The 26,639-nt window shown below is 62.2% G+C and carries 19 protein-coding genes; 12 read left to right on the top strand and 7 right to left on the bottom strand.

The genetic code is table 11. From position 1 onward, the window contains the following. Positions 1 to 66 precede the first annotated feature (66 nt). From OSC50_RS25015 to OSC50_RS25000, 4 genes are all read right to left on the bottom strand, one after another. Positions 67 to 312 carry a GlsB/YeaQ/YmgE family stress response membrane protein gene (locus tag OSC50_RS25015; protein ID WP_181076205.1) on the bottom strand — a complete coding sequence of 82 codons (246 nt, stop codon included), beginning with the start codon at positions 310 to 312 and terminating at the stop codon, positions 67 to 69. A gap of 106 nt (positions 313 to 418) precedes the next feature. Beyond that, positions 419 to 1,504, bottom strand: a complete 1,086-nt coding sequence (locus tag OSC50_RS25010) for a 5-(carboxyamino)imidazole ribonucleotide synthase (RefSeq protein WP_181076203.1) — start codon at positions 1,502 to 1,504, stop codon at positions 419 to 421. Between the two features lie 11 nt (positions 1,505 to 1,515). Next, on the bottom strand, positions 1,516 to 2,007 hold the full coding sequence (purE, locus tag OSC50_RS25005; protein WP_003195648.1) for a 5-(carboxyamino)imidazole ribonucleotide mutase: 492 nt from the start codon (positions 2,005 to 2,007) through the stop codon (positions 1,516 to 1,518). Positions 2,008 to 2,270: 263 nt separating this feature from the next. Next, positions 2,271 to 3,179, bottom strand: a complete 909-nt coding sequence (locus tag OSC50_RS25000; RefSeq protein ID WP_010566930.1) for a LysR substrate-binding domain-containing protein — start codon at positions 3,177 to 3,179, stop codon at positions 2,271 to 2,273. Positions 3,180 to 3,361: 182 nt separating this feature from the next. On the opposite strand from OSC50_RS25000, the gene aspA reads away from it, so the two are divergent. The 6 genes from aspA to OSC50_RS24970 all read left to right on the top strand — a co-directional run bounded on the left by aspA (position 3,362) and on the right by OSC50_RS24970 (position 17,166). Then, a complete protein-coding gene (gene aspA, locus OSC50_RS24995) occupies positions 3,362 to 4,786 on the top strand; it encodes an aspartate ammonia-lyase (RefSeq protein ID WP_253509808.1) in 1,425 nt (474 codons plus the stop codon). Positions 4,787 to 5,178: 392 nt separating this feature from the next. Beyond that, positions 5,179 to 6,630: an alanine/glycine:cation symporter family protein gene (locus tag OSC50_RS24990; protein WP_181076201.1), complete on the top strand. Its 1,452-nt coding sequence runs from the start codon at positions 5,179 to 5,181 to the stop codon at positions 6,628 to 6,630. Between the two features lie 77 nt (positions 6,631 to 6,707). Next, a complete protein-coding gene (locus OSC50_RS24985) occupies positions 6,708 to 7,685 on the top strand; it encodes an asparaginase (RefSeq protein ID WP_266245136.1) in 978 nt (325 codons plus the stop codon). Positions 7,686 to 7,798: 113 nt separating this feature from the next. Further along, positions 7,799 to 12,388: a hypothetical protein gene (locus OSC50_RS24980; protein WP_266245138.1), complete on the top strand. Its 4,590-nt coding sequence runs from the start codon at positions 7,799 to 7,801 to the stop codon at positions 12,386 to 12,388. Between the two features lie 123 nt (positions 12,389 to 12,511). After that, positions 12,512 to 13,129, top strand: coding sequence for a hypothetical protein (locus OSC50_RS24975; protein ID WP_266245140.1), 618 nt, complete (start codon positions 12,512 to 12,514; stop codon positions 13,127 to 13,129). Then, positions 13,051 to 17,166: a dermonecrotic toxin domain-containing protein gene (locus OSC50_RS24970; protein WP_266245143.1), complete on the top strand. Its 4,116-nt coding sequence runs from the start codon at positions 13,051 to 13,053 to the stop codon at positions 17,164 to 17,166. Before OSC50_RS24975 ends, OSC50_RS24970 begins: the two co-directional genes overlap by 79 nt. Before the next feature lie 7 nt (positions 17,167 to 17,173). On the opposite strand, the gene pdxR is transcribed toward OSC50_RS24970, so the two are convergent. Next, positions 17,174 to 18,712, bottom strand: coding sequence for a MocR-like pyridoxine biosynthesis transcription factor PdxR (pdxR, locus tag OSC50_RS24965; RefSeq protein ID WP_266245145.1), 1,539 nt, complete (start codon positions 18,710 to 18,712; stop codon positions 17,174 to 17,176). Between the two features lie 87 nt (positions 18,713 to 18,799). On the opposite strand from pdxR, the gene OSC50_RS24960 reads away from it, so the two are divergent. Genes OSC50_RS24960 through OSC50_RS24950 form a run of 3 tightly spaced genes read left to right on the top strand, consistent with a single transcriptional unit; the run spans position 18,800 to position 20,569 of the window. After that, complete coding sequence (locus tag OSC50_RS24960; RefSeq protein WP_181076193.1) at positions 18,800 to 19,438, top strand: FMN-binding negative transcriptional regulator; 639 nt, start codon at positions 18,800 to 18,802, stop codon at positions 19,436 to 19,438. Continuing rightward, positions 19,435 to 19,881, top strand: coding sequence for a GNAT family N-acetyltransferase (locus OSC50_RS24955; RefSeq protein WP_266245147.1), 447 nt, complete (start codon positions 19,435 to 19,437; stop codon positions 19,879 to 19,881). The genes OSC50_RS24960 and OSC50_RS24955 overlap by 4 nt, the downstream gene beginning before the upstream one ends. 10 nt (positions 19,882 to 19,891) lie before the next feature. Continuing rightward, positions 19,892 to 20,569, top strand: a complete 678-nt coding sequence (locus tag OSC50_RS24950) for a GNAT family N-acetyltransferase (protein ID WP_266245149.1) — start codon at positions 19,892 to 19,894, stop codon at positions 20,567 to 20,569. Between the two features lie 3 nt (positions 20,570 to 20,572). Here the strand turns inward: OSC50_RS24950 and OSC50_RS24945 are convergent, their stop codons facing one another. Continuing rightward, positions 20,573 to 21,472 (bottom strand): homocysteine S-methyltransferase family protein, encoded by a 900-nt coding sequence (locus tag OSC50_RS24945; RefSeq protein ID WP_253509813.1) that lies wholly within the window; start codon positions 21,470 to 21,472, stop codon positions 20,573 to 20,575. 113 nt (positions 21,473 to 21,585) lie between these two features. Between OSC50_RS24945 and OSC50_RS24940 the strand changes: the two genes are divergently transcribed. The 3 genes from OSC50_RS24940 to OSC50_RS24930 all read left to right on the top strand — a co-directional run bounded on the left by OSC50_RS24940 (position 21,586) and on the right by OSC50_RS24930 (position 24,690). Next, a complete protein-coding gene (locus OSC50_RS24940; protein ID WP_181076187.1) occupies positions 21,586 to 22,407 on the top strand; it encodes an ABC transporter substrate-binding protein in 822 nt (273 codons plus the stop codon). Then, positions 22,404 to 23,207: an amino acid ABC transporter permease gene (locus OSC50_RS24935; RefSeq protein WP_181076185.1), complete on the top strand. Its 804-nt coding sequence runs from the start codon at positions 22,404 to 22,406 to the stop codon at positions 23,205 to 23,207. The genes OSC50_RS24940 and OSC50_RS24935 overlap by 4 nt, the downstream gene beginning before the upstream one ends. A 175-nt stretch (positions 23,208 to 23,382) precedes the next feature. Beyond that, positions 23,383 to 24,690 carry an autotransporter outer membrane beta-barrel domain-containing protein gene (locus OSC50_RS24930; RefSeq protein WP_253509815.1) on the top strand — a complete coding sequence of 436 codons (1,308 nt, stop codon included), beginning with the start codon at positions 23,383 to 23,385 and terminating at the stop codon, positions 24,688 to 24,690. Between the two features lie 74 nt (positions 24,691 to 24,764). Here the strand turns inward: OSC50_RS24930 and oadA are convergent, their stop codons facing one another. Next, on the bottom strand, positions 24,765 to 26,573 hold the full coding sequence (oadA, locus tag OSC50_RS24925; RefSeq protein ID WP_181077632.1) for a sodium-extruding oxaloacetate decarboxylase subunit alpha: 1,809 nt from the start codon (positions 26,571 to 26,573) through the stop codon (positions 24,765 to 24,767). Between the last annotated feature and the right edge of the window lie 66 nt (positions 26,574 to 26,639).

The following is a 26,639-nucleotide window of genomic DNA, read 5'->3' as shown; positions in this document are numbered from 1 at the left end:
GCAAGTACAAGTGGCGAGCATTCTAGCCCTCTGCGCCTGCGCAGCGCAGAGGACTTTGTCGGCTGATTACTTCTTTCTGATCAGGCCGTAGATCACCAACAGGATGATCGCGCCGACCAGCGCACCGATGAAGCCGGCACCTTGACCCGCCTGGTAGATACCCAGCGCCTGGCCACCGTAGGTCGCGGCCAGGGAGCCGGCGATGCCCAACAGAATAGTCATGATCCAGCCCATGCTGTCGTCGCCTGGCTTGAGGAAACGCGCGAGCAGACCGACGATCAGGCCGATAAAGATGGTTCCGATGATACCCATGGCATTTCCCTCTGAATGAATGTGTGTCATGGCAAAGCCTAGCCAGGCTTTACCATCCTGCAATCAGAGAGACGGCGAGGCCCAATGGTTCCCGCCGCGCCGAGGCTTATTGCTCGGCGATCAGCGCTTCGACCTTGAGGATCTGCGCCTGCAGCGTCGCACGGTCCTGGCAACGCAGGTTGGCGTGACCGACTTTGCGCCCGGCCTTGAAGGCCTTGCCGTAGTGATGCAGGTGGCAGTCGTCGATCGCGATCACGCGCTCCACCGGCGGGACCACGCCAATGAAATTGAGCATCGCACTCTCGCCCACCTTGGCCGTGGAACCCAGCGGCAAGCCCGCCACCGCCCGCAGGTGGTTCTCGAACTGGCTGCACTCGGCGCCTTCGGTGGTCCAGTGCCCGGAGTTGTGTACACGCGGGGCGATCTCGTTGGCCTTGAGGCCGCCGTCGACTTCAAAGAACTCGAACGCCATCACGCCGACGTAATCCAGCTGCTTGAGCACACGGCTGGAATAGTCTTCGGCCAAGGCCTGCAATGGATGGTCGGTGCTGGCCACCGACAGTTTGAGGATGCCGTTGACGTGAGTATTGTGCACCAGCGGGTAGAAGCGCGTTTCGCCATCACGGGCGCGCACGGCGATCAGCGAGACCTCACCGGTGAACGGCACGAAACCTTCCAGCAGGCAGGCGACGCTGCCCAGTTCGGCGAAAGTACCGACCACATCCGCTTCGCTGCGCAGCACTTTCTGACCCTTGCCGTCGTAACCCAGGGTGCGGGTTTTCAGCACGGCCGGCAGGCCGATGCGAGCGACCGCGGCGTCCAGGTCCGCCTGGGACTGGATATCGGCGAAGTCCGGCGTCGGGATGCCCAGGTCCTTGAACATGCTCTTTTCGAACCAGCGATCGCGAGCGATGCGCAGGGCCTCGGCACTGGGGTACACCGGCACGAACTGCGACAGGAAGGCCACGGTTTCCGCCGGAACGCTTTCGAACTCGAAAGTCACCAGGTCCACTTCGTCGGCCAGTTGGCGCAGGTGGTCCGGGTCACTGTAGTCAGCGCGCAGGTGTTCACCCAGAGCCGCCGCACAGGCGTCCGGCGCCGGGTCCAGGAAAGCGAAATTCATCCCCAGCGGGGTGCCCGCCAGGGCGAGCATGCGGCCCAGCTGGCCGCCACCGATTACACCGATCTTCATGGTCTACAACCTCAGGCGATGCGTGGGTCTGGATTGTCCAGCACGCTGTCTGTCTGTTCAGCACGGAATTTTTTCAGCACCGCGTGGAACTGTGGGTGCTTGGCGCCCAGGATACTGGCGGACAGCAACGCGGCGTTGATCGCGCCGGCCTTGCCGATCGCCAGGGTCGCCACCGGGATGCCGGCCGGCATCTGCACGATCGACAACAGCGAATCCACGCCCGAGAGCATCGACGATTGCACCGGCACACCGAGCACCGGCAGGTGGGTCTTGGCCGCACACATGCCTGGCAGGTGCGCTGCGCCACCGGCGCCGGCGATGATCACCTCGATGCCACGGGATTCTGCTTCATCGGCATACTGGAACAGCAAGTCCGGGGTACGGTGGGCGGAAACCACCTTCACTTCGTACGGAATGCCGAGTTTTTCCAGCATATCGGCGGTGTGGCTAAGGGTGGACCAATCGGACTTGGAGCCCATGATCACGCCAACCAATGCACTCATCGTCGTGCCTCTTCTCTCTGGGCGCCCGCAGGCGCGTCAAAAAACAACAAGCCACGCGGGAAATCCGGCGTGGCTTGTTGTACGAATGTTGGCCGGTTGGACCGGCCGAAGGCCGCGCAGTATACCGTAATAATTAAGATAAACAGCCCCTGGAACGACCATCTGTCCAGTGGTGAAAGCGGCGGTTTTATTGACTTTCAAGTCAGCCAAACCACCACAAAGCCCCCTCCCACATTTGCCCTGCATTCGGCTTGAGATTGGGCTCAGGTGTTCTGCGCCGCACCACCTTCCAACTTGCGCCACAACAACCGCACATTGGCCTTGCGCACCAACGCACAGCGGTACAAGCGAATTTCCAGCGGTACATGCCATTGCGGCCCGCCGCAGACCACCAGCTCGCCGCGCGCCAGTTCGGCACGCACGCTCAACTGCGGCACCCAAGCGATGCCCAGGCCTTCCAGGGCCATGCTTTTGAGGCTGTCGGCCATGGCGGTTTCGTACACGGTGGTAAAGCGCAGGGCGCGCTGGCGCAGCAACAGGTGCACCGAACGGCCGAGGAAAGCGCCGGCGCTGTAGGCCAGCAACGGTACGCTGCCCTCGCCTTCCAGGTCGAACAACGGCTTGCCGTCGGCGTCGGCGGCGCACACCGGGAGCATTTCGGTGTTGCCCAGGTGCAGGGACGGGAAGATCTCGGCGTCCATCTGCATGGCGGCATCGGGGTCGTAGAACGCCAGCATCAAATCGCAGCCGCCTTCACGCAGGGCGTGCACCGCATCGCCGACGTTGGTGGCGACCAGCCGCGTGGCGATGTTCAGGCCTTCGTTGCGCAGTTGTGCGATCCAGCGCGGGAAGAAGCCCAGCGCCAGGGAGTGTGCGGCGGCCACTTGCATGACTTCGCCCTGCCCGCCTTCCAAGTGATGCAAATGACGCAGGACTTCACCCAACTGTTCGACCACGGTGCGCGCGGTGACCAGGAACAACTGCCCCGCCGCCGTCAGCTCGACCGGCGTACGCGAGCGGTTGACCAGGGTCAGGCCCAACGCCGCTTCCAGGCTGCGGATGCGTCGGCTGAACGCCGGCTGGGTGACAAAACGCCGCTCCGCCGCCTGGGAAAAGCTGCGGGTCGCGGCCAGGGCGCTGAAGTCTTCCAGCCACTTGCTCTCAAGGTTCATCACTGCCTCCCACGGGAACGCACCATTTTGGCACACACGCCCGCCATCATAGCCGGGTCACACTCACATTATGCCGTTTATGCATAGGCCAGTGTTTAACAGCATTGGCCCAAAAATTCGTACAAGCCTAGCATTCGCAGCGTTCCGGCCAGTTCCGGGTCCATATCGAGATGATTTCCGTCATGTCCTCCGCTGCATCATTCCGCACAGAAAAAGACCTGCTTGGCGTACTTGAAGTACCTGCTCAAGCGTATTACGGCATCCAGACCCTGCGAGCGGTGAACAACTTCCGCCTCTCGGGCGTTCCGATTTCGCATTACCCGAAATTGGTGGTCGGCCTGGCAATGGTCAAGCAAGCCGCCGCTGATGCCAACCGCGAGTTGGGCCAGCTCAGCGAAGCCAAGCACGCCGCCATCAGCGAAGCCTGTGCCCGTCTGATCCGCGGCGATTTCCACGAAGAGTTCGTGGTGGACATGATTCAAGGCGGCGCCGGCACTTCAACCAACATGAATGCCAACGAAGTCATCGCCAACATCGCGCTGGAAGCCATGGGCCACCAGAAAGGCGAATACCAGTACCTGCATCCCAACAACGACGTGAACATGGCGCAGTCGACCAACGACGCCTACCCCACTGCGATCCGCCTGGGTCTGCTGCTGGGCCACGACGCGCTGCTGGCCAGCCTCGACAGCCTGATTCAGGCGTTCGCCGCCAAGGGCGAAGAGTTCAGCCACGTGCTGAAAATGGGCCGCACCCAATTGCAGGACGCCGTGCCGATGACCCTCGGCCAGGAATTCCGCGCTTTCGCCACCACCCTCGGTGAAGACCTGGCCCGCCTGAAAACCCTGGCGCCGGAACTGTTGACCGAAGTGAACCTGGGCGGCACCGCCATCGGCACCGGCATCAACGCCGACCCGCGCTACCAGGCCCTGGCCGTACAGCGCCTGGCCGTCATCAGCGGCCAGCCCGTGGTTCCGGCGGCCGACCTGATCGAAGCCACCTCCGACATGGGTGCCTTCGTGCTGTTCTCCGGCATGCTCAAGCGTACGGCAGTGAAGCTGTCGAAGATCTGCAACGACCTGCGCCTGCTCTCCAGCGGCCCACGCACCGGGATCAACGAGATCAACCTGCCGGCGCGCCAGCCAGGCAGCTCGATCATGCCCGGCAAGGTCAACCCGGTGATCCCGGAAGCGGTCAACCAAGTGGCGTTCCAGGTCATCGGTAACGACCTGGCCCTGACCATGGCGGCCGAAGGCGGCCAACTGCAACTGAACGTGATGGAGCCGCTGATCGCCTTCAAGATCTTCGACTCGATCCGCCTGCTGCAACGCGCCATGGACATGCTGCGCGAGCACTGCATCATCGGCATCACCGCCAACGAAGCCCGCTGCCGCGAACTGGTGGAGCACTCTATCGGCCTGGTGACCGCGCTGAACCCTTACATCGGCTATGAAAACGCCACCCGTATCGCGCGCATCGCCCTTGAAAGCGGCCGCGGGGTACTGGAACTGGTGCGCGAAGAAGGCTTGCTCGACGACGCCATGCTCGACGACATCCTGCGCCCCGAAAACATGATCGCTCCACGTTTGGTCCCATTGAAGGCCTAAGCGTTTGTTGCACCGCTCACCAGGTTGAGGGACTAGACACCTCTCACCTTTTGAGGGCCTGAAGGCTCGTTCTTCAGGCCCTTTTTTTTGCTTCGAGGTTGTGAAATGACGCCCATAAAAAATCCAATATCGCACCGCTTACCCACCGCCCTTGTAACCGCCTGGCTGAAACCTTTAATCGGCCCGGGCAGACGGATCACGTTCGCCTAGGTATAGTGCCGCCCCTCTTCGCGTCTGCGGCTGTCGGTAACGAAGCCGGGATAACCCGCGAAACCGCATGAATAACAACCCGCAAAAGGAATGGGGTCGAACCGTCGCGCACTGCCTGGTGCGATGCGACGTTTTTGAACCGTCCTGCGTTTGCCATTAGAAAAATCAGCGAGGAACACTCCATGCTCGAAGTCATCAACGACTTCCTCTCAGGGAAAGTACTGATCGTGCTCATTGTCGGGCTCGGCGGTTATTTCACGATCCGCTCGCGTTTCGTACAGCTGCGCCACTTTTTCCACATGTTTTCAGTGTTTCGCGACAGCCTCAAGAGCAGCTCCGGCCAGCTCAGTTCGTTCCAGGCGCTGATGCTCAGCCTGGCCGGCCGCGTAGGCGCCGGTAACATCGCCGGTGTCGGCATTGCCGTGACCCTCGGCGGCCCGGGCGCCGTGTTCTGGATGTGGGTCACCGCACTGGTGGGCATGTCCTCGAGCTTTATCGAATGCTCCCTCGGCCAGTTGTACAAGCGCACCGACGCCGAAGGCACCTACCGTGGCGGCCCGGCTTATTACATCCAGCACGGCCTGCACAAGCGCTGGCTGGGCATGGTCATGGCGTTCCTGCTGCTGGTGACCTTCGGCTTTGCCTTCAACGGCCTGCAGGCCCATGCCGTGACGCATTCGCTGAATAACGCGTTCGGCCTGGACACCACCTACACCGGCCTGGCCCTCGCGGTCTTGCTGGGCCTGGTGTTCATCGGCGGAATCAAGCGCATCGCCTCGATCGCCGACCTGCTGGTGCCGGTCAAGACCCTGGTCTACATCGCCGTGACCCTGTACGTGATCGTGCTGCAGTTCGACCACGTGCCGGCCATGCTCGCGACCATCGTCAAGAGCGCCTTCGGCCTCGACCAAGCCTTCGGCGGCCTGGTAGGCAGTGCGATCATCATGGGCGTGAAGCGCGGCGTGTTCGCCAACGAAGCCGGCCTGGGCAGTGCGCCCAATGTGGCGGCAGTCGCTTCGGTTGAGCATCCGATCGCCCAAGGCGTAGTTCAGGCGTTCAGCGTATTCCTCGACACCTTCGTGATCTGCACCTGCACCGCGCTGCTGATCCTGCTCTCCGGTTTCTACACCCCAGGCTTTGAAGGCGACGGCATTGCCCTGACCCAGAACTCCCTGGCGGCGGTGGTCGGCGACTGGGGCCGCATGTTTATCTCGGTGGCCCTGGCGTTATTCGTGTTCACCTCGATCATGTACAACTACTACCTCGGCGAGAGCAACCTGCGCTTCCTGGTGGGCAACAACCGCAAGGTGCTGATGGGCTACCGCACGCTGGTGCTGGTGCTGATCTTCTGGGGTTCGATCGAGAACCTGAGCACCGTATTCGCCTTCGCCGACATCACCATGACCATGCTGGCGTTCGTTAACCTGTTCGCCCTGGCGTTCCTGTTCAAGATCGCCATGCGCATCCTCAAGGACTACGACGACCAGCGCGCAGCGGGCATCAAGACCCCGGTGTTCGATTCCAGCCAGTTCCCGGATCTGGACCTGGACCGCAAGGCCTGGCCGGCCAACCCGGTCAAGTCCGAGCCGGCGGCAAAGGTGTCGGCTGAACTGAACGCTCAAGCGCAACGCTGAGCGTAGATAGATGACACGCCGCCCGGCCTTGGGCATGCTCGGGGCCCGGCGGCGTTTTTCGTTCAGGAGAATTCTCGATGTCCCCAGCCAATAACATCATGGTGCTCTACACCGGCGGCACCATCGGCATGCAGGCCAGCGCCAACGGCCTGGCGCCCGCTTCGGGTTTCGAAGCGCGCATGCGCGAGCACTTTGCCGGGGCGAAGCTGCCCTCCTGGCGCCTGCGCGAAATGTCCCCGCTGATCGACAGCGCCAATATGACCCCGGCCTACTGGCAGCGCCTGCGCACAGCGGTGGTCGGGGCGGTGGACGAAGGCTGCGACGCGGTGCTGATCCTGCACGGCACCGACACCCTGGCCTACAGCGCGGCCGCCATGAGTTTTCAACTGCTGGGGCTGCCGGCGCCGGTGCTGTTCACCGGCTCCATGCTGCCGGCGGGCGTGCCCGACAGCGATGCCTGGGAAAACGTCAGCGGCGCCCTGACGGCGTTGGGCGCAGGCCTGGCGCCGGGGGTGCAGTTGTACTTCCACGGTGCACTGATGGCGCCGACCCGTTGCGCGAAGATCCGCAGCTTCGGCCGTCATCCGTTCGCGGCGCTGCAGCGCCAGGGCGGCGCAGCCAAGGCCGATGCGATTCCGGATGCTTTGGACTATCGCCAGCAGAAAGCGTTGGCGAACGTCGGCGTGCTGCCGCTGGTGCCCGGCCTTTCAGCGGTGCTGCTCGACAGCCTGATCGACAGCGGCATTCAAGCACTGATCCTGGAATGCTACGGCAGCGGCACCGGGCCCAGCGACAACCCGGCATTCCTCGCCAGCCTGCAGCGCGCACAGGACCGGGGCGTGGTGGTGGTCGCCATCACCCAATGCCATGAAGGTGGCGTAGCGCTGGACGTGTATGAAGCCGGCAGCCGCCTGCGCGGGGTTGGCGTGCTGTCGGGTGGCGGCATGACCCGTGAAGCGGCGTTCGGCAAGCTCAATGCCCTGATCGGCGCGGGTCTGCCTAATGCCGAGATCCGCCGCCTGGTCGAACTGGACCTGTGCGCCGAGCTGAGCTGACTGTCGTTCCACCATACATAGTCACTCCCGCCGCTGACCTGGCGCTGCCTAGCATGGAAAACCCGAGCCTTTGACTCGGGTTTTTTCATGCAACGGCACCACAGGAACGCCCCATGACCTCTTCAACTTCCGCTTCCCAGCCGCAGCCCAGGCGCAGTGACCTGACCTTGGAACTGATCGCCCAATTCCACGCCGGGCCCTCCTTCAGGGCCACCGCCACCCAACTGTTGCGCCAGGCGCTGAACGAACTCTACCCGTACCTGAACATCGACCCGGACAGCACCCTGATGGGTTCGCCGACCTGGACACTCATCGAGGGCCAACCGGTCGCCGGACCGACCACCTATCGCGCGCTCAGCGACCTGCTGGCGCGCCAAGCCGTCCTCCAAATACCGGTGCTGTGCATCGAGGGCGAGCACTTCCTGACGCGGCAGCCGGTCACCGCGCCACCTGAGCACCTGCCCGTACGCATGACCGACATCGCCAGGATCATCAACACCCAGGCACCGGTGATGCTCAGCGCGTTTCAGGCGTACCTGGTGGATTTCTGGAACGAGAGCAACGCCAAGGGCCCGCGCTGGCAGGAATTGTCCAGCACCCTGCGCAGCGGCTGGGGCACTGCGCAGGTGGAAGAATGGGATGAGACCGATCGCGCCATGGCACATCGACTGTATCGCTTCCCCGACCGCGCCACCCGGCAAATCGATGACCCCTATGCGAGCAAAGCCTGCATTGTCGAGATCGAACAGGTCGAGGACGGCGCTGCCACGCGCTTCAGCCCACTGATGCTGGCGGTGCTGCTGGGCGAGCACCTGGGCCGCGCAATCATCCTCACTTACTCGCCGCGCAACGGCTACGAAAAATTCGACTCTCTGGACCAGTTGGGCGAGTCGCTGCCTACGCATGCCGGGTCGCAGACGCATCGCACATCGCTGCAATGGCGTTTATCCGAGCCCCAGGGCAACTTCTTCGATCAGTTGGCCTGCGTGTTTATCAGTGCACAGGTCGAAGCCGTGGGCGCGCTGGATTTTTCGAACTTGCTCCAGAGCAATTCGGCCCAAGTTAATCAGGCATTGAATGCAGGTCCGGGTGCCATTTACACGCCAGCGCACCAAGGGCCCAACCTCGACTGGTATCACCATGCGCTTCCCGACTGGCTGAAAAACGCCTCGGTCGGCGACCAGAATAACTTCGCTCAGCACCTCAAAGATCTCGCGGCCCTCAACAGCCTGAATATGGGCGCCTCCTACCTGGACGGTATCCCCGGCATTGAGCAGTACGCGCTTGAGCAGATCAGGCAACAGGTCCTGCTGGATCATCCGGACGCCCTGCACGTGCCGTTGGAAAAAATCGTCTTCAAGGTGCAAAGCGTGGTGGTCTGGGGATTGTTCGTCGTGCCCGGGAGTGTTGAAACCACCTCCTTTACCCTCGTTGAGCTGGCCCTGCAGAACCTCATCGCACTGCCCCTGGGCAACAAAACCATAGAGCTGCGCAACGGTGCCAACTTGCCCGACTGGCTGACGGTCGATTATGTCGAAGACATCATTCAACGGGTCGACGTCGGTCAAACCTACCCAGCCCTGATCAAACAGAATTTGCTGGAGCTGCGCCATGAGTCGGCCCGTCGCAAAAAGCTCTACAGCGAACAGCTGCGTATCCAGCTACCGTTGATGGCTTTGCAGAGCAAGCTGCGACGGCAAGACGGGATCGATGAGCAGGGTTACCGTTACCTCGTCGCGCTGATGCAGGCCGAGGAACACGACCGCAAGGTCGATGGCCAGGATATCGTCCTTCACCAATTGGCTTTCTACCCCACTCGCCGCGCGGACCAGAGCTACGACATCGTGGCGAACATGTACGTGATCGGCCTGCGCAATCTGAGCGGCGGGCCCTGCCTGCTCTATCGCCCGTTATTCAACCCGCCACTGATTCAATACGCCTCCTCCGCCAACCTGATCTATGACGTCATGCAGTCGTCCACATTGCGCAGCTCGATACTGCCCTGGCTGCCCGATGACGTGCGCGACGACTACGCAAACCTCGTCTTTCCAGGCGACGTACCCTCCCCCTGGGAGGTCTTCAACTACCTGGTAGATCCGCTCAGAGTGTTGATTTTGAGCGGTCCTGTGGCACTGGCCAATCCCGTCGTCGGCAGCGACATGCTGGGTGCACTGTTTAATGCCAACGCCCAGGCACTGTTCAGCCTGGCCGATCGACAATCGGTTTCCAACGCGGAGAACCGCTGGGCGACGCTCAAGCAGATCGGCTGGGTGTTGCTCAATGCCGTGCTGCCCTTCCTAAACCCGACCCTGGGCACCGCCGCCTGGATCTGGCAGATTTTCGATCAAGTGCAAGCGCTCGTCGAAGCGAGCGAACAGCAGGACAAACCTGCGCAATGGGCTGCCCTCACTGACGTTTTGCTCAACATTGGCATGGCGATCACCTTGCACACCGTCACGCGGCGGCAGAGCATCGGCAAGTCGCTTACCCACGAACCCGGCACGCCGGTCAAACCGCCGCTGATCAAACGATTGCCCCTCCAGACCGCATCCGCGCGGCCGACTGAACGAGCAGGCCCGCTCAGTACCAGCGGTGCCCTCAACCGCTTGCCCGGCCCGTTGGCGACCGTGCTGGACAGCTTCCATGTGGTAAAACCCAAGAACCTTGGCCAGCCCATTACCGAAGCGGGCACCTACCAGCACCTCTATCGATCAGGCCGGAAATATTACGTATCCCTGGGGCAACGCTGGTTCGAGGTATCGGCGCAGGCGGACGAGCCCGTGGTGATCATCGATCCCAACCAACCGGAGCGCAGCGGCCCGGCGCTGATACACAATGCAGCCGGCCAATGGTTCATCGACACGCGCCTGCGATTGCGTGGCGGCGGCCCCAAGCATGCAAGCCGGCGGGCGAGTCTGCTGGCCACGGAAAAAGCCAAGCAGCTGCGCGACAAACTGCAGACATTCGAAACAGGCAAAAAGGCCGCATCACTTGAATTGGAGCAAGCCCGCACAGCAATGACAGAAGCACCCGGTACGTCGGCCGCTGCCAGGCGCGAAGGCTATCTGCAAGCACTCGACAGCCAACGCTCTGACTATGAAACGGCCCTGCAGGACCTCAAGAAACTGAATGTCTTCGAACCCCTTGCCGACTATCCGCCCAAAGCGCTGAGCTACCTGAGGGCACAGCTGGAGTTAACCGAGTTCGGTATCCGCGAAACCCAGCAGACATTCACCCCAGGCCTTAGAACAATAATGGATCAGGTCACACACCAGGCCGAGTCGCCTGGAGAGCGGCACATCGAGGACGCGCAGCATTTCGGCCAGATAAACCAGGACATGATCGAACGCCTTGATTACGTCGAGTCGCGTTTCGAAGAGCTGCGCGAACTGGGCCAGCAAGGCTACCGTGAGATCAGCCAACACAAAGGACTGTTGCCCAGTTACACCAGCTCAAACCTTAAGGCCCTGCAATTAACTACGTCACGCAACCTGTGCCTGAGCGATTCGTCGCTCAATAGCACTCCGCAGGCGTGGTCGACCCTGGATGACATCGTCAACACCGCCGACGTTGCAGCCCAGACCCTGCACGATACGCTTTTCGAGCGAAGCGAAGCACGCCTGGACGAGCGTATCGAAGCGCTCGGCAGCCTGACTGAGCAGTTTGCGGTCGTAGATGAGCGCCTGGAAGACCTGTCGCAGGAATTTTCCGCCGAAATCATTCCCGAACAGTTGCAACGCCTGCGCGCGCAGATACACCGATACTCCCAGGACACCCAGTTGCACCTGGCACGGCTGCACCTGGAACGTGACAATCTCAGGCATCGCCCCACCCCGCCGCCGACTCCGCCGGCTCAGCGTAAAATGTTCATCCGCACCCGCTATGACGGCCTGTTGATCGGCGAGCCACGCTCGACGCAGTTCGGGCATGAGCCCGACCTCGTGGACATCAAATCGCCCATCACTCAACACATCATCGCCACCTACCACAAAAAGGATCAGGCCCAGTGGGTCAGACGCATCACCGCACCCGCTGCCCCTGCGCCTGTGGCGCCGGACCTTACGGCATTCCTCGATCAGGCCCAGGCTTTTCTGGACGGATTGAGCGCGTTCAAGGCTCGCGCCCACGAGCAAGCGGCCAAGCCGGCACGTACTGCGGTCGGTATCGAATACCTGTATCACCAGCACGCCCTGCGGCTGGAGGAAACCCAGCATGCCATCGACCACGCCTTGTCATCGCCCGGCGTAGTGAAGAATGAACTGCGCTCCGCCACCCTCGCCAGTCAGAAACTCAAGGAGGCCACGGCAGACCTCTACCTGGAAGCCAACCAGCAGGTGCGACGCATGATCATAGAGCGACCGCCCACTGTCGAGGGCGTGGAATGGCTCCTGCAGCGCAAAGAAGTCACCCTTAAAAAGACCATCAGCCGGCGTCGGATCAAAGGTGTCCAGGAGGACTACCTGGATGAATACACCATCGTCGACCGCTCGCGGCATAACGTGCTCTGGTATGCCCATTTCCATTACTCGGCGTCGTGGACGCCGCCCAGGACGTTTATCTCGGCACGCCTGAAAACCCCGGCCGAGCATCGGATGGGCGCAGCCGCCGATACCGTCAATGGGTTCAACCAGCAGCAACGGCTTGACTACTACCGCAGCGAAATCAACCTGGAACAGGCCCGCCGGTTGTTTTTCAATCTCTGATCGAACGGCCAGGGCGGTTCAGCAATCCCGAGTGGAAGCCGGGCCGCCTACTTATCTACCTCCGCGGCGTTCCTTGAGTGGTTAGTTTGCAGGTCCACTGCCTGTGATCACCAAGGAGCTGACATGCCCAACGACTCTACTCAATCCACCCCCACGCCAACCGCCCCCGGCTACGGGCTGCTCACCCAGCTGACCACCGGCCCCTCCAGCCGGGAAGTGGCTTCCAACCTGCTGCGCGAAGCCCTCGCAGAACTGTACCCCACGCTCAATCTCAATCCGGATTTCTGCATGCTGGTCACTCCGCGCTGGCAAGTGACAGAGCAGGCGCTTGAACGCGGCGAGCCGCAGGTCGAATCCCTCACCAGTATCCTCGCGCGCCAGGCGCTCATGCCCAAGCCGCTGGTCTACATCGAGGGCGAGCATTACCTGACCCTGCAACCCAACGTCCGGTCGCCGGTGCATTTGCCGGTTGCCATCGACGCCATCGCGCGCCTGATGAACGAGCTGTCGACGCTGCTGTACGTCGCGTTCCAGGAGCAGCAGTTGAATTACTGGAATACGTCCTACAACAGCGCAGGGGTGCGCTGGAAAGTATTCGCTAACGCCCTGGGCAAAGCATGGAATGTCACCACCGCTGAAGGTTGGATGAGGACGAATGCAAGATGGCCCGCCTGCTGTACCACGCACCCGACCGTGCCAACCGAGCCTCCGATGCCCCCTACAACCTTCGCGCGTGCCTGATCGACGTCGATGTAGTGTTGCCCGACCGCCACGCGCACGTGGGGTTGTTGGGTATTGCCGTGCTGATCGGCACACTCCAGGAGCGCCAGGCCATCCTCACGTTCTCGCTCACGGACGGTTACAGCCGCTATGACTCACTGGACGAGTTGGGGAAGATATTACCGGGCACGCTCGACCCTCTGTACGCCGGTGCCGAGATCCAGTGGCGATTGTATGAACCCCACGGCAACTATTTCGAAAGCCTGGCCTGCACACTGATCGGCCTGCAGGTCGAGGCCATCGGCCTGATGGGCGATAACGTTGCGCAGGACCAAACCGAGTTGCCACTGCGCCATTCGGCCGTCTCCCGAATCATGCCCAGCCTTGAGGATCTGAGCGATGAGCATCTCTCGCGGATCTTCGACATCCACCAGCATTTACCCGACTGGCTGACGGCCGCCTCGGACGCGGACATGGCAGCCTACAGCCGCTTGATGATCGACCTCGCCGAGCTCAACGCCCACTGGCACGGACGCGCCTTCAACGACGGTATCGCGCCGATCCGCGACTATGCCCGCGAACAGTTGCAGAGCCGCATCAACGCCCGTGCTCAGGACGCGCCCCTGAACCTGGACAAGGTGCAGATTGAAATTCGCTCGCCGGTGATCTGGGGTTCCTTCCCGATCCCCGGCGCGCAAGACATCACTCGGCGTAACCTGATCGACCTGGCGCTGGAGAACCTCACCGGCCTGCCCATCGGTGTCGTCAGCGTGACCTACAACGGCGGCGACGCCCCGCAATGGCTGTCCTATGACTACCTCAAGGAGGTGATCGAGGGGCTTGATATCGGCGCGACCTACCCGGCGCTGATCAAGCAAAAACTGCTCGATGACCCGCAGCAATCGGCGCAACGCTCACGCCTCTACACCGCGCATTTACGCGTACAACTACCGTTGCTGGCCCTGCAGTTGAAATTGCAGCGGCGAAATGGCCTGGATGAACGTGGCTTCCGCTACGTTGCCGCCGTGATGCAAACCGAGGCGCACGAACGCAACGTAGATGCGCAGCCGGCTGTGATTCGTCGCCTGGCCTTTGCTCCCAGGCTGCGCCCTGGCAACGGTCACGACATCGTCGCCAACATGTACGTGATCGAGCCGAAGGACCCTGGCGCCGGCCCGTGTATCCTGTATCGCCCATTGCTGGAGCCGATGCTGCTGCAGTTTCCCTCGCGCCAGAACCTCCTGTACGCCATCAAGCAAGACCCGGCGCTGCGTGAGTCGGTGCTGGCCTGGTTGCCTGAGGAGGTGCATTTCAACTACACGCAATACGTATTTCCCGACACTCTGCCGTCACCCTGGACGGCCGCGCGCCTGCTGGTCGAGCCGGCAACCGTGCTGCAGATGAGCGGGCCGATCGACTTGAGCAACGCAACCCTGGGCGATGACGCGCTGGACACGCTGTTCAGCGCCAATGCCAAGGCGATGGTTGAGCTGGCGACTCGGCAATCGGTATCCAATGTGAAGAAACGCTGGGACACGTTTCGCCGCACGGGTTGGCAGCTGTTGACCGCCGTCTTGCCGTTCCTGGGTCGTACCCTCGGCATCGCCGCCTGGATCTGGCAAATCATGGACGACCTGGAGCAGGCCGAACGGGTCGTCGACACGCCGCAGGCGCAGGCCCCGTGGACCGCGCTGGTGGACATGTTGCTCAATGTGGGGATGGCGCTGACGCTGCATATCACGCTGCGCCATCCTCCCTCCCAGGCACTGGACGAACCCCTCAAGCCTCTGGCCGCAGAGCGCATGGAGGTGCTGGAGGAGACCGAAAAGCCCCCGGTAAAGGCACCGGCAAAGGTCCCTGTGAAGCGCCAGTCGGACGTTCCCGACAGCCAATTGCCACCCTCGCATCAAGGCCCTCTGAATGTCAGCGGCCCGCTGCACAGTACGCCGACACGCCTGGCCACACTGCTGAGCAGCTTCGCCGTGCCCAAACCCGAGGGGCTGGGCGAGCAAAACACCAGCGCCGGCACCCACCTGTACCTCTACCCATTGAGTGAAAAATGGTATGCGCCGGTGGCCCAGCGCTGGTTCGAAGTCACGCTGGATGCCAATGACAACGTGATGGTCGTCGATCCCAGGGAGCCAACCCGCACCGGCCCGCTGCTGGTGAATAACCGCGCCGGGCAGTGGTTCATCGATTCTCGCCTGCGCCTGCGTGGCGGTGGCTTCAGAAACCGTCGCCGGACCGCTCAGGAGCAGAAGCCCTCGCGCATCGAGAGCCTGCGCAAGGACCTCATTGCCTTTAGCGAAAATGATGAACGCACCCAATCGCAACTGTACGAAGCGCAGGTGGCCATCGGCTCGGAGCCGGGGCCGTCCACGGCCCAGCGTCGCGAGGCGTTCATCAGCCAGGCGGATGAGCGGGTAGGTGCCTACGACACCCCCATCCGTCAGCTCAGGGCCTTGAGCATCATCGACACCGTGCCCAATTACCAGAGCCTGATGAGCGGCTACTTGAACAAACAGCTGATCCTCACGCGCTCGGTGATCGAAGAGCGTGTCGGCCCTTTTCGCGACACGATGGAAACCACCATGAACGTGCTCGACCCTTCGGCGACTGTCACAACGCAGCAGCAGGTGGACCAGGCGCAGGCGATGTCGAGCGTAAATGTGGACATGATCCGGCGCATGGAATACGTCGACTCGCGCTATCGGGAGTTGGGAGAACTGGGTGTAGCGGGTGCCGACGTCATCCAGCGCACCCGGCAACGCGTGCCCAACATCCAGGTGATCGACCTCAAGGCGCTGCAAATCACCGTCGCGCGTTTCCTGTGCGTCGCTCTTACCGAGGACACAACCGAAACGCGGCAGCGGCTCAACCGCATCATCGATGACCTGGATATCAGCATCCAAAGCTTCATCGAGCTGCTCGGCAAAGTCGGCGGCGTGCCCCTGGATCAACGCATCGAAGTGCTCAACAGCATGGTTGAGCAATTCGCCCTCGGCGACCAGCGCCTGCTCGACCTGCATGCCGACGCACCGCAACACCTGCTGCGCGAGCCCTTGGAGACGCTGCGCGGCTACATCAATGACTTTCAGCAACAGGCCACGCAGGACTTGGTCAGGCTGCTGCGCGAACGCCGCGCCATGGAGCCCAAGCCCGGGCCATCCAGATCACCGACGACGCCCCAACGCAAAGTCATCAAGACCCGCTACAAAGGCGTGATCGTGGGCGAACCGCGCGAAGCCGACAGCCATCTGGTGGACATCAAGGCACCGCTGACCGGCAAGGTCATCGCCACCTTCCACGAGAAAACCCCAGGCGTCTGGCTGGAACATGAACCGTCGGCCTCGCGCCCCCCGAAACCCGAGTCGATCGACCTGGACACCAGCCTCAACAGCGCACAAGACCTGCTGGATGCGGAGCCTGCCGAATCCCGGCGCATCCTCAACCATTCGCGCAAGGCCGGGTGCATTCCGGTGGAAATAGAAGAGATGTTCCACCAATACGCGATGCGCCTGGAAATGGCCGCCGATCAGATCGAGGAAGCGCTGACCCAACGCAATCTGATCGAGAGCGATCGCCCGTCCGCGGTCATCCTCAGAAAAGCCCTGGCCGATCATGCGACGCGGCTCTTCGCGTTAGGTACCGACACCCGAATCAACATGACCAAGCAGCAACCGCCCACCGCGGCCCGCCTGGAATGGCTGCATCACGAGGGGCAAGTGGCAATCAGAAAAACCGTCACCCGGCGACGCCTCAAAGGCCCCGGCAAGGACTACCTAGACGAGTACGAGATTCGCGGCACCAAGGACAATGCCGTGCTGTGGTACGCGCACTTTCACTACCCATCGCCCCAGGCCGCCGATGAAGCGTTCGGCGCCGCGCACCTCAAAACCCGCGAACAGCAGAAGCTTGGCGGCGCCGTAGAACGCAAGGACGTCAGTGCCCGCGACCAGATCGCGATTTATCGCAGCGAGATCAGCCCGGCGCTGGCCGGTTCGCTGTTTTTTCCCCAGTTGAAGCCGGCGGCTGCGCCTGGCGCATCAAAATCGTAGGTGCCGATCAACACCGCCAGGCCTCGCGTAAACGTTCCAGCGCCTGCGCGATAGCGGGCTCTGGCACTGCGGCAAAGCCCAGCACCAGGCCGGCGCCCTGGTCCGGCGCCAGCGTGGAGGGTGCCAGCCAGTAATTGCTCAAGCCATTGATCTCAACGCCCACGGCATGGGCCTGTGCAAGCAATTGCTGCTCGCGGGCAAGGTTGTCGACACGCACGGTGATGTGCAGCCCTGCGGCGACGCCGGGCAATTGGCCGACGCCGGGCAACCCGCGCGGCCAACCGGCGAGCAACGCATTGCGCCGACTCAATGCCGCACGCCGCATACGTCGAATATGGCGCTGGAAGTGCCCGGCCGCCATGAACTCGGCCATCACCGCCTGCGTGCTGACTTCCGAGTGGCGCATGTCCACGGCGCGACGCCGGGAAAAGGCCTCTACCAGGCCTGGCGGCAGCACCAGGTAGCCCAGGCGCAGCGCCGGGAACGCCACTTTACCGAAGGTGCCCACGTACAACACGCGCCCGCTGCGGTCCAGCGCGGCCAGGGGCGACAGCGGTGCGCCGCTGTAGCGGTACTCGCCATCGTAGTCGTCTTCGATGATCCAGCCGCCGGTGCGTTCGGCCCAGGCCAGCAGCTCCAGGCGGCGCGCCAGGCTCATCACCACGCCCAACGGGTATTGGTGCGACGGCGTAACGTAGGCCAAGCGGCAATCGGCCAGGGTGTTGAGCACGCCACAGTCGATCCCCTCCTCATCAACCGGGACGCCATGCAGGCACGCACCGGCCAGGGCGAACGCATGCCCGGCGGCGCGGTAGCCCGGGTTTTCCACCGCCACGCCGTCGCCGGGCGCCACCAGCAACTGTGCACAAAGGCTGATTGCCTGTTGCGCGCCGCTGGTGATCACAATTTGTTCAGCGGTGCATTGCATGCCGCGTGAACTGCGCAGATAGGCGGCGATCAACCCACGCAGGCGAGCGTCTCCGGCAGGGTCGCCGTAGCACAGCTGCTCCAGGTCGGGCCTGCGCCAGAAAGCCCCGTTGAGCTTGGCCCAAACCTCAAACGGAAACAGATCGAAGGCCGGCACGCCGACACGAAAGGCCTTGGGCGGCCCCACCGGCGGTTGAGACAAATGGTGGGTTTCCAAACGCTCCAGCGCCGCGCTGTGGATAACTTTCAGGCTCGAATTAACCGATGAATTTCCGCAATTTGTGGATAAAGCTGGGGATAAGCCTGGTGATAACCCTGTGGATGGTTTTGTGGATAGTTTTTTCACCGTCGGTAATTGGGCGACATAGGTGCCGTCTCCGACGCGCGCTTCGATAAAGCCTTCGGCGTACAACTGATCGTAGGCCCGCACCACGCTGTTGCGGGAAATCGACAAGGCCGCCGCCAGGTCGCGGCTGGCGGGCAGGCGCGTGCCACTCACCAGGCGTCCGTCCAGCACACGTTGGCGCAGGGCGTCGTAGAGCTGGCGTGTCAGGCCCTGGCGAGGGTCCAACTCAATACCGGCGGGGTTGAAGGACAACGGCGGCGACGCAGGCGGCATATTGGACCTATGAAATTGACCCTGGATGGCTCTTACCACAGACCATTAGCCTGCCTAGGATGGCGCCATTCGCCAAGGAAAATAATCATGTACACACCGCGCGCCTTTGCCCTCGATGACTTGCCCGAAATCCAGCAACTGATCCAGCACACGCGCCTGGCGCAACTGGTGACCCTGGGCGACGACGGCCTGCAAGCCAGCCACCTGCCGCTGCTGCTCAACCCTGATGAAGGCTCGAACGGCACGTTGTACGGGCACATGGCCAAGGCCAACCCACAGTGGCGCGACCTGCAAAACGGCAGCGAAGCCCTGGTGATTTTTGCCGGCGCCGACGCCTACATCAGTCCATCGTTCTACCCGACCAAGGCCGAGCACGGCAAAGTGGTGCCCACCTGGAATTACCTGGCGGTACATGCCTACGGCAAGGCCGAGGTGTTCACCGATGCCGAGCGCTTGCTGGCGGTGGTCAGTGCGTTGACTGACCGCCACGAAAGCCGTCGCGCCCAACCATGGGCCGTCAGCGATGCCCCGGCCGACTACATCGACGGCATGCTCAAGGCCATCGTCGGTTTCTCGCTGCCCATCGAGCGCCTGATCGGCAAACGCAAACTCAGCCAGAACCGCAGCTCGGCGGATATCGCCGGTGTGCGCGACGGCCTGGCCGCCAGCAGCGACGTGCGCGACCAGACCCTCGCCCGATTTATTCCCAAAGGAGCCACAGAATGAGTCCTATCGATATCCGCCCCGTCACCGCCGTCGACCACGCTGCGTGGTTGCCGTTGTGGCAGGCGTATTTGCAGTTCTACAACACCGAACTGCCGGACGCGGTGAGCCACAGTACCTGGCAGCGTTTGATCGACCCCAGCGAACCGACTCATTCGGCGCTGGCCTGGCAGGACGGCAAGGCGGTGGGTATGGTCAACTTCATCTACCACCGCTCCAACTGGAGCATCGAGAACTCCTGCTACCTGCAGGACCTGTTGGTGGACCCGTCCCAGCGCGGCACCGGTGTCGGTCGCAAACTGATCGAATTCGTCTACGCCACCGCCAAGGCCGACGGTTGCTGCAAGGTGCACTGGCTGACCCACGAGACCAACGCCACCGCGATCCAGCTGTATGAGCGGATCGCCGAGCGCCCGGGTTTCATTCAATTTCGCAAAGGTCTTTAAGGAGCGCAGCATGTCCACTTCCCTCGCCGACTGGAAAGGTGCTCCGGCGCCCTCGGCTCAACTGCTCGAAGGGCGCTTTATCCGCCTGGAAAAACTCGACCCCGCACGCCACGCCGATCAACTCTGGCAAGCTCTGGAAGGCCCCGGCGCCGACCCCAAGCTGTGGGATTACTTGCCCTATGGTCCGTTTGCCGAGCGCGCGGCCTTCGATGCCTGGCTGAACAATCATGCGGCCAACAGCGACCCGTATTTTTTCAGCGTGATCGACCGTGTCAGCGGCGATGTACAAGGCATCCTCAGCCTGATGTCGATCGTGCCGGCCCAGGGCCGCATCGAAATCGGCCACGTCACCTTCGGCGCACCGATGCAGCGTTCGCCGAAAAGCACCGAGGCGGTGTACCTGCTGGCCAAATACGCGTTCGAGCAGGGTTATCGCCGCCTGGAATGGAAGTGCAACAACGGCAATGCCCGTTCCAAATACGCGGCCGAGCGCCTGGGGTTCAGTTTTGAAGGGGTGTTCCGCCAGCATATGGTGGTCAAGGGGCAGAACCGGGATACGGCGTGGTATTCGATTTTGGATGGGGAATGGCCGGTGGTGGGGGCGGCTTTTGAGCAATGGTTATCCCAGGCGAATCAGACGGCTTCCGGGCAGCTCAAGGGCCTGGCGGAGTGCCGCCAGGCCCTTTAAGCGTCAGTTCAGCTTCTGCGCCAGCACCGCAATATGCTCCGGCCCGATCCCGCAGCAGCCGCCCAGATGGCTGGCGCCACGCGCTTGCCAGTCGGCCGCCCACTGCAGGTAGCCCGGCGGGTCGAGGTCGTCGCGCAGCGGGTCCAGGCCGTCGTTGGCCGTGGCTTCCTTGGGTTGCGGCGGGAAGGCATTGGCATAGGCGCCGATCTGGATCTGCACGCCCAGGCGTTCGAAGGTCTGGCGAGCCGCATCGATCGCCGCGCCAATCACTTCAGGCTGGCTGCAGTTGAACAGCAGCACCTGTACACCCCATTGCGCCGCCGCTTCGGCGGCGTCCGCCACCGGCTCGCCGGAACGCAGGCGCGGCACTTCATCGGTGTCTTCGTCTTTCAAGGTAAACGACAGCCAGAACGGCTTGCCGTCCTTCGGCAAACCAGCGTGGATCGCTCGCGCCTCAGCGATGGAGCTCTGGGTTTCCGCCAGCCACAGGTCGACATGGGGCGCCAGGCCCTGCACCAGGGGCGTCAGCAGCTCGGACACCCGCGCCGGCTCGAACAGGTCGGGCCGGTAGGAGCCGAATAACGGCGGCAACGAACCGGCCACCCGCACGGGTTTGCCCGAAGCCTCTACTGCTCGGCGCGCCAACTCCCCCGCCAGCGCCGCCAGGGCCTGGCCCTCGGCAGCAAAACGCGCTTCACCGATGTGAAACGGCACCACCGCATAACTGTTGCTGGTAATGACGTCGGCGCCGCTGTCGATATAGGCCGCATGCACCGCCTCCACCGCCTGCGGGGCTTCGCTCAGGGCCAGTGCCGACCACTCCGGCTGCCGGAAAGGCGCGCCACGGCGTTGCAGTTCACGGCCCATGCCGCCGTCGAGAATTACTGTGATTTCAGCGCCCATATAGCTTTTACTCATATGCTTATGAAAATAACTCACTATGAGAGTCGTTCTTATAACTATTTAATGCGTACCATTCGGTTAATAACAACCTCTTTTTTATTCAGGTGTTCATTTTGAAATTCAAACCGCTATGGGCCTTGGGCCTGACGATGCTGGCTGCTTCAACCCAAGCCTTTGGCGGCGCCACCCTGGACCGCATCGAACAGAAAAAAGAACTGGTGGGCGTGCTGATGGAAAGCTACCCACCGTTCTCTTTTCTCAACGATCAGAACCAGCTCGACGGCTTCGACGTCGACGTGGCCAAGGCTGTGGCACAGAAACTGGGCGTTAAGCTGCGTCTGGAAACGCCGTCCTGGGATGTGATCGCCGCCGGCCGCTGGAGCGGACGCTATGACATTTGCATCTGTTCCATGACCCCCAGCAAGGCCCGCGCCGAGGTGTTCGACTTCCCGGTGGAGTACTACGCGTCCCCTGCGGTCATTGTGGTCAACGCCAAGGACGACCGCATCCACGGCGCCAAGGACCTGAGCGGCAAGAAAGTCGGCCTGACCAGCGCCTCCAGCTATGAAAGCTACCTGAATAAAAATCTGCTGATCGAAGGCGCCGAAGACACGCAGTTGCAGTACCCGTTCGAGGACGTCCAGATCGCTCCATACGACACCGACAACGTAGCGTTCCAGGACCTCGGCCTGGGTGCCGGCGTGCGCCTGGATGCGATCCTCACCAACCTGGTCACCGCCCAGCCGCGCCTGGACCAGGACAAGCGCTTCAAGCTGGCCGGCGAGCCGCTGTACGCCGAGCCCAACTCGGTGGCCATCGAAAAAGGCGACCCGCAGTGGGACAGCAAAGTGCGTGACGTCTTTGCGCAGTTGAAACAGGACGGCACGTTGAGCACGCTGTCGAAAAAATGGATCGGTGCCGACATCAGCCAATGAGTCATCTGCCAAAACCCGCGCGCGCGCTGCTCGGCTTTCGCGCACGCCTGTACCTGACCTGGGCGGCGTTGTTCGCCCTGTTCGCCAGCTTCTTCCTGAGCTTTGACCTGAAGTTCTCGATCATCCTCGACAAGCTGCCCAACCTGATCGGCGTGCACCTGGCGCCCAACGGTTTCCTGCAAGGCGCGGCGCTGACGCTGTTCCTGTGTCTGTGCTCGATGGCGGCATCGTCGGTGCTGGGCTTTGTCACCGCCCTCGCACGCTTGTCGAAAAGCGCCGTGGCATTTGGCATCGCCAGTTTCTATGCGTCGTTTTTTCGCGGCACGCCGCTGCTGATCCAGATACTGCTGATCTACCTCGGCCTGCCGCAACTGGGCGTGGTGCCGGGCGCAATCGTCGCCGGCATCATTGCGCTGTCGCTGAACTATGGCGCCTACCTCAGCGAGATCTTCCGCGCCGGCATCCTCGGTGTGCCCCAGGGCCAGCGGGAGGCCGCCCTGGCCCTGGGCATGCGCGACCGGGAGATCTTCTGGCATGTCACCCTGCCCCAGGCCATGCGCACCATCATCCCGCCGGCCACCAACCAGTTCATCTCGATGCTCAAGGACTCGTCACTGATTTCGGTGATGGGCGTTTGGGAGGTGATGTTCCTGGCGCAGTCCTACGGCCGTTCGAGCTACCGCTACATCGAAATGCTCACCACCGCCGCGATCATCTACTGGGTATTGTCCTTGGGACTGGAGCTGATCCAGGCACGCATGGAGCGGCACTACGGCAAGGGCTATGCGGGGCGGGGGTGAAGGAGCGTCGATCGCGCCTGATTCAAGCGTGCACTCAATGTTGTGCAGATTTAACGAATTGTTTTATCGCAACGCACTAGAGACATCTCCCGCAAACCCGCAGCACCCGGCCTGACAGTTATCCCTCTGTCACCTCGCTAAATTCCCCGCCTCATACATCACGAGGTGGGTTTGCATGCCGTTCATACACAAGCAATTGGCAGTCGCCATCATCCTGGCGCTGGGCACAATCGGGGCTTCATACGCACACACTCGCGGCGACATGGAGCCGGACAGCGAGTGGTTGCAACCGCTCAGCGGCAACGGAGCGGCAGGTCATTCAGGGCTGGTCATTGTCAAGCCTCGGGACGCCAGCTTCGCCAACCGCGCCACCAGCCGTAATGGCCTGAACGTCGCCCGTATGCTGGACTCCGCGGTCAGCCAACTGCTGGCTTCGGACCAGCTCGACTATTGGGACAAACACCAACTGCGGCAATACGTGCATTACCTGGCGGGTCTGGAGCCGGGCCGCGTCGGCGCATTGCTTGAACAATTGGCGGGCAGCCAGAACGCCAACCTGGGCACGGCCACCCAGGCCAGCATGAAACAATTGAACGCCAGCCTGCTCGCGGCGATTCGTCAATTGGACACCTCTGAAGAAGCAAGCCGTGTGTGGGTGCAAGGCGTGGGCAGCGGCGGCAAACTCGACGCACAGCACGGCAGCGCCGGCCTCAAACGGCGCAGCCAAGGGCTGTTGCTGGGCGCCGACTGGTCGTTGGCCAACGCCTGGCGGATCGGCGTGGTGGGCGGCAAATCCGACAGTGACCTGAGTGCCAAACGCTTCAAGGGTGACCTGGACAGTTGGCACCTGGGCACCTATGCGGCACGCCAGGACGGCCCGTTCGCGCTGCGCCTGGGCGCGCTGTACAGCAGTCACGCGGGGCAGAACAAACGCTACGTGGATGTCGACTTCATCAATTATCGCGAACGCCTCACCGGCCACTACAAAGCTCAGAGTCAGAATGTATTCGCCGAACTGGGTTATCCGCTGGTCATCGCTGACCTGCGCGCCGAACCCTTTGCCGGACTGGGTCTGCAGCGCTATCACCGCCAGGGCTTTCGCGAAAAGGGCGGCTACAGCGCGCTGGATGTGCGGGCGCAGACCCAGCAAAACCTCAACACCACCTTCGGCCTGCGCCTGGCCCGAGACTTCAGGCTGGATAACCAGATGGCCCTCAAGCCGCATTTGAGCGCCAGTTGGACGCACCTGTACGGCAACGTCGAAAGCCGCGTGAAACAATCCTCGGCCTGGAGAGAACCTGAACACGTCAACAGCGAGTTCTCCATCAGCGGTACCTCACTGGCGCGAGACAGCCTGGCCGTGCGCACCGGCCTGGACGTGGCGCTGTCGGCTGAACACAGTGTGGGCCTGACCTATACCGCCGAACGTGGCAGCCACAGCCGCAACCAGGGACTGGCGGGGCAATGGACGATGGCGTTCTAAATCGCTGAATCCAATGCAAAAAAAAGGGGAGCACCTGCTCCCCCGAGGATTAAACGGTTGTGTCGAAGGCTGGATCAGCCTTCGATTTCGATCAGGATCTCGCCAGGGTTGACCCGGTCGCCCTTGGCCACATGCACGGCGGTCACTTTGCCGGCAATCGCGGCCTGCACCTCGGTCTCCATCTTCATGGCTTCGGTGATCAGTACGGCCTGACCGGCCTTGACCACATCGCCTTCCTTGACCAGCACGTCGACGATATTGCCCGGCATCGCGGTGCTCACATGGCCCGGCGCTGTTGCGTGCTTGCGCTGGCTGCCGCCACTGCTGACGAATTCGTTGAGCGGCTCGAACACCACTTCTTCGGGCATGCCGTCGATGGACAGGTAGAAGTGGCGCTTGCCTTCGGCCTTCACGCCGACGCCGGTGATGTCGACCCGGTAGCTTTCGCCGTGCACGTCGATGACGAATTCGGTCGGCACGCCTTCGCCACCGGCGCGGGCTACGCTGCCCGCCTCGGGAATCGGCAACAGCACTTCAGGGGCCAGGGTGCCTGCGTCGCGCTCCTCGAGGAACTTGCGCCCGATGTCCGGGAACATCGCGTAGGTCAGTACGTCCTCTTCGGATTTGGCCAATGTTCCGATTTCACCGCGCAGCTTGGTCATTTCCGGCTTGAGCAGGTCGGCCGGGCGTACATCGATAACGTCCTCGCTGCCGATGGCCTGACGCCGCAGCTTTTCATTCACCACGCCCGGCGCCTTGCCATAGCCGCCCTGCAGGTAGAGTTTCACTTCGTTGGTGATGGTCTTGTAGCGCTCACCGGCCAGCACGTTGAAGAACGCCTGGGTGCCGACGATCTGCGAGGTCGGGGTGACCAGTGGCGGGAAGCCGAGGTCTTCCCGCACGCGCGGGATTTCCGCCAGCACTTCGCCCATGCGATTGAGCGCGCCCTGCTCCTTGAGCTGGTTGGCCAGGTTGGAAATCATCCCGCCCGGTACCTGATTGACCTGCACGCGAGTATCGACGGCGGTGAATTCACTTTCGAACTGGTGGTACTTCTTGCGCACAGCGTAGAAGTACAGACCGATTTCCTGCAGCAGCTCCAGGTCGAGGCCAGTGTCGAATTCGCTGCCTTTGAGCGCGGCGACCATCGACTCGGTACCTGGGTGGCTGGTGCCCCAGGCAAAGCTGGAGATCGCGGTGTCGATATGGTCGGCACCGTTTTCGATGGCCTTGAGTTGGCACATCGCGGCCAGGCCGGCGGTGTCGTGGGAGTGGATGAAAACCGGCAGGCCTTGCTCTGCTTTCAGCGCCTTGACCAGTTCACCGGTGGCGTACGGCGTCAGCAGGCCGGCCATGTCCTTGATCGCGATCGAATCGCAGCCCATGGACTCCATTTGCTTGGCCTGGGCCACAAATGCGTCGATGGTGTGCACCGGGCTGGTGGTGTAAGCGATGGTGCCCTGGGCATGCTTGCCGGCGGCTTTTACTGCTTCGATGGCCACGCGCAGGTTACGCACGTCGTTCATCGCATCGAAAATGCGGAACACATCGATGCCATTCACTGCGGCCTTGGCCACGAACGCTTTGACCACGTCATCGCTGTAGTGGCGGTAGCCCAGCAGGTTCTGGCCGCGCAGCAGCATTTGCAGACGGGTGTTGGGCAACGCGGCGCGCAGTTTACGCAGGCGCTCCCACGGGTCTTCCTTGAGGAAGCGCACGCAGGCGTCGAAGGTCGCGCCGCCCCAGACTTCCAGGGACCAGTAGCCGACTTTGTCGAGCTTGTCGCAGATCGGCAGCATGTCGTCGGTGCGCATGCGGGTGGCGAGCAACGATTGGTGAGCGTCGCGCAGGATGGTGTCGGTAACGAAGATCTTTTTAGTCATTGGTATCTCCTCATAGCGGCAAGTTTCAAGCTACAAGCTGCAAGAAAAAGCCACTCTGCCTTTACT

Source organism: Pseudomonas quebecensis, assembly GCF_026410085.1.
Taxonomy (GTDB): domain Bacteria; phylum Pseudomonadota; class Gammaproteobacteria; order Pseudomonadales; family Pseudomonadaceae; genus Aquipseudomonas; species Aquipseudomonas quebecensis.
Note: the sequence above shows the minus strand (reverse complement) of the source record. Positions and strands in the feature narration are given on the sequence as shown.

Bases quoted from the DNA above. Each gene is read 5' to 3' on its own strand.
- OSC50_RS24960 (WP_181076193.1), top strand. From the start codon at position 18,800: ATGTACACACCGCGCGCCTTTGCCCTCGATGACTTGCCCGAAATCCAG.
- OSC50_RS25015 (WP_181076205.1), bottom strand. From the start codon at position 312: ATGGGTATCATCGGAACCATCTTTATCGGCCTGATCGTCGGTCTGCTC.
- OSC50_RS24980 (WP_266245138.1), top strand. From the start codon at position 7,799: ATGACCTCTTCAACTTCCGCTTCCCAGCCGCAGCCCAGGCGCAGTGAC.
- OSC50_RS24975 (WP_266245140.1), top strand. From the start codon at position 12,512: ATGCCCAACGACTCTACTCAATCCACCCCCACGCCAACCGCCCCCGGC.
- pdxR (WP_266245145.1), bottom strand. From the start codon at position 18,712: ATGCCGCCTGCGTCGCCGCCGTTGTCCTTCAACCCCGCCGGTATTGAG.
- oadA (WP_181077632.1), bottom strand. From the start codon at position 26,573: ATGACTAAAAAGATCTTCGTTACCGACACCATCCTGCGCGACGCTCAC.
- OSC50_RS24930 (WP_253509815.1), top strand. From the start codon at position 23,383: ATGCCGTTCATACACAAGCAATTGGCAGTCGCCATCATCCTGGCGCTG.
- aspA (WP_253509808.1), top strand. From the start codon at position 3,362: ATGTCCTCCGCTGCATCATTCCGCACAGAAAAAGACCTGCTTGGCGTA.
- OSC50_RS24990 (WP_181076201.1), top strand. From the start codon at position 5,179: ATGCTCGAAGTCATCAACGACTTCCTCTCAGGGAAAGTACTGATCGTG.
- OSC50_RS24970 (WP_266245143.1), top strand. From the start codon at position 13,051: ATGGCCCGCCTGCTGTACCACGCACCCGACCGTGCCAACCGAGCCTCC.
- OSC50_RS25000 (WP_010566930.1), bottom strand. From the start codon at position 3,179: ATGAACCTTGAGAGCAAGTGGCTGGAAGACTTCAGCGCCCTGGCCGCG.
- OSC50_RS25010 (WP_181076203.1), bottom strand. From the start codon at position 1,504: ATGAAGATCGGTGTAATCGGTGGCGGCCAGCTGGGCCGCATGCTCGCC.
- OSC50_RS24950 (WP_266245149.1), top strand. From the start codon at position 19,892: ATGTCCACTTCCCTCGCCGACTGGAAAGGTGCTCCGGCGCCCTCGGCT.
- purE (WP_003195648.1), bottom strand. From the start codon at position 2,007: ATGAGTGCATTGGTTGGCGTGATCATGGGCTCCAAGTCCGATTGGTCC.
- OSC50_RS24955 (WP_266245147.1), top strand. From the start codon at position 19,435: ATGAGTCCTATCGATATCCGCCCCGTCACCGCCGTCGACCACGCTGCG.
- OSC50_RS24985 (WP_266245136.1), top strand. From the start codon at position 6,708: ATGTCCCCAGCCAATAACATCATGGTGCTCTACACCGGCGGCACCATC.
- OSC50_RS24945 (WP_253509813.1), bottom strand. From the start codon at position 21,472: ATGGGCGCTGAAATCACAGTAATTCTCGACGGCGGCATGGGCCGTGAA.
- OSC50_RS24935 (WP_181076185.1), top strand. From the start codon at position 22,404: ATGAGTCATCTGCCAAAACCCGCGCGCGCGCTGCTCGGCTTTCGCGCA.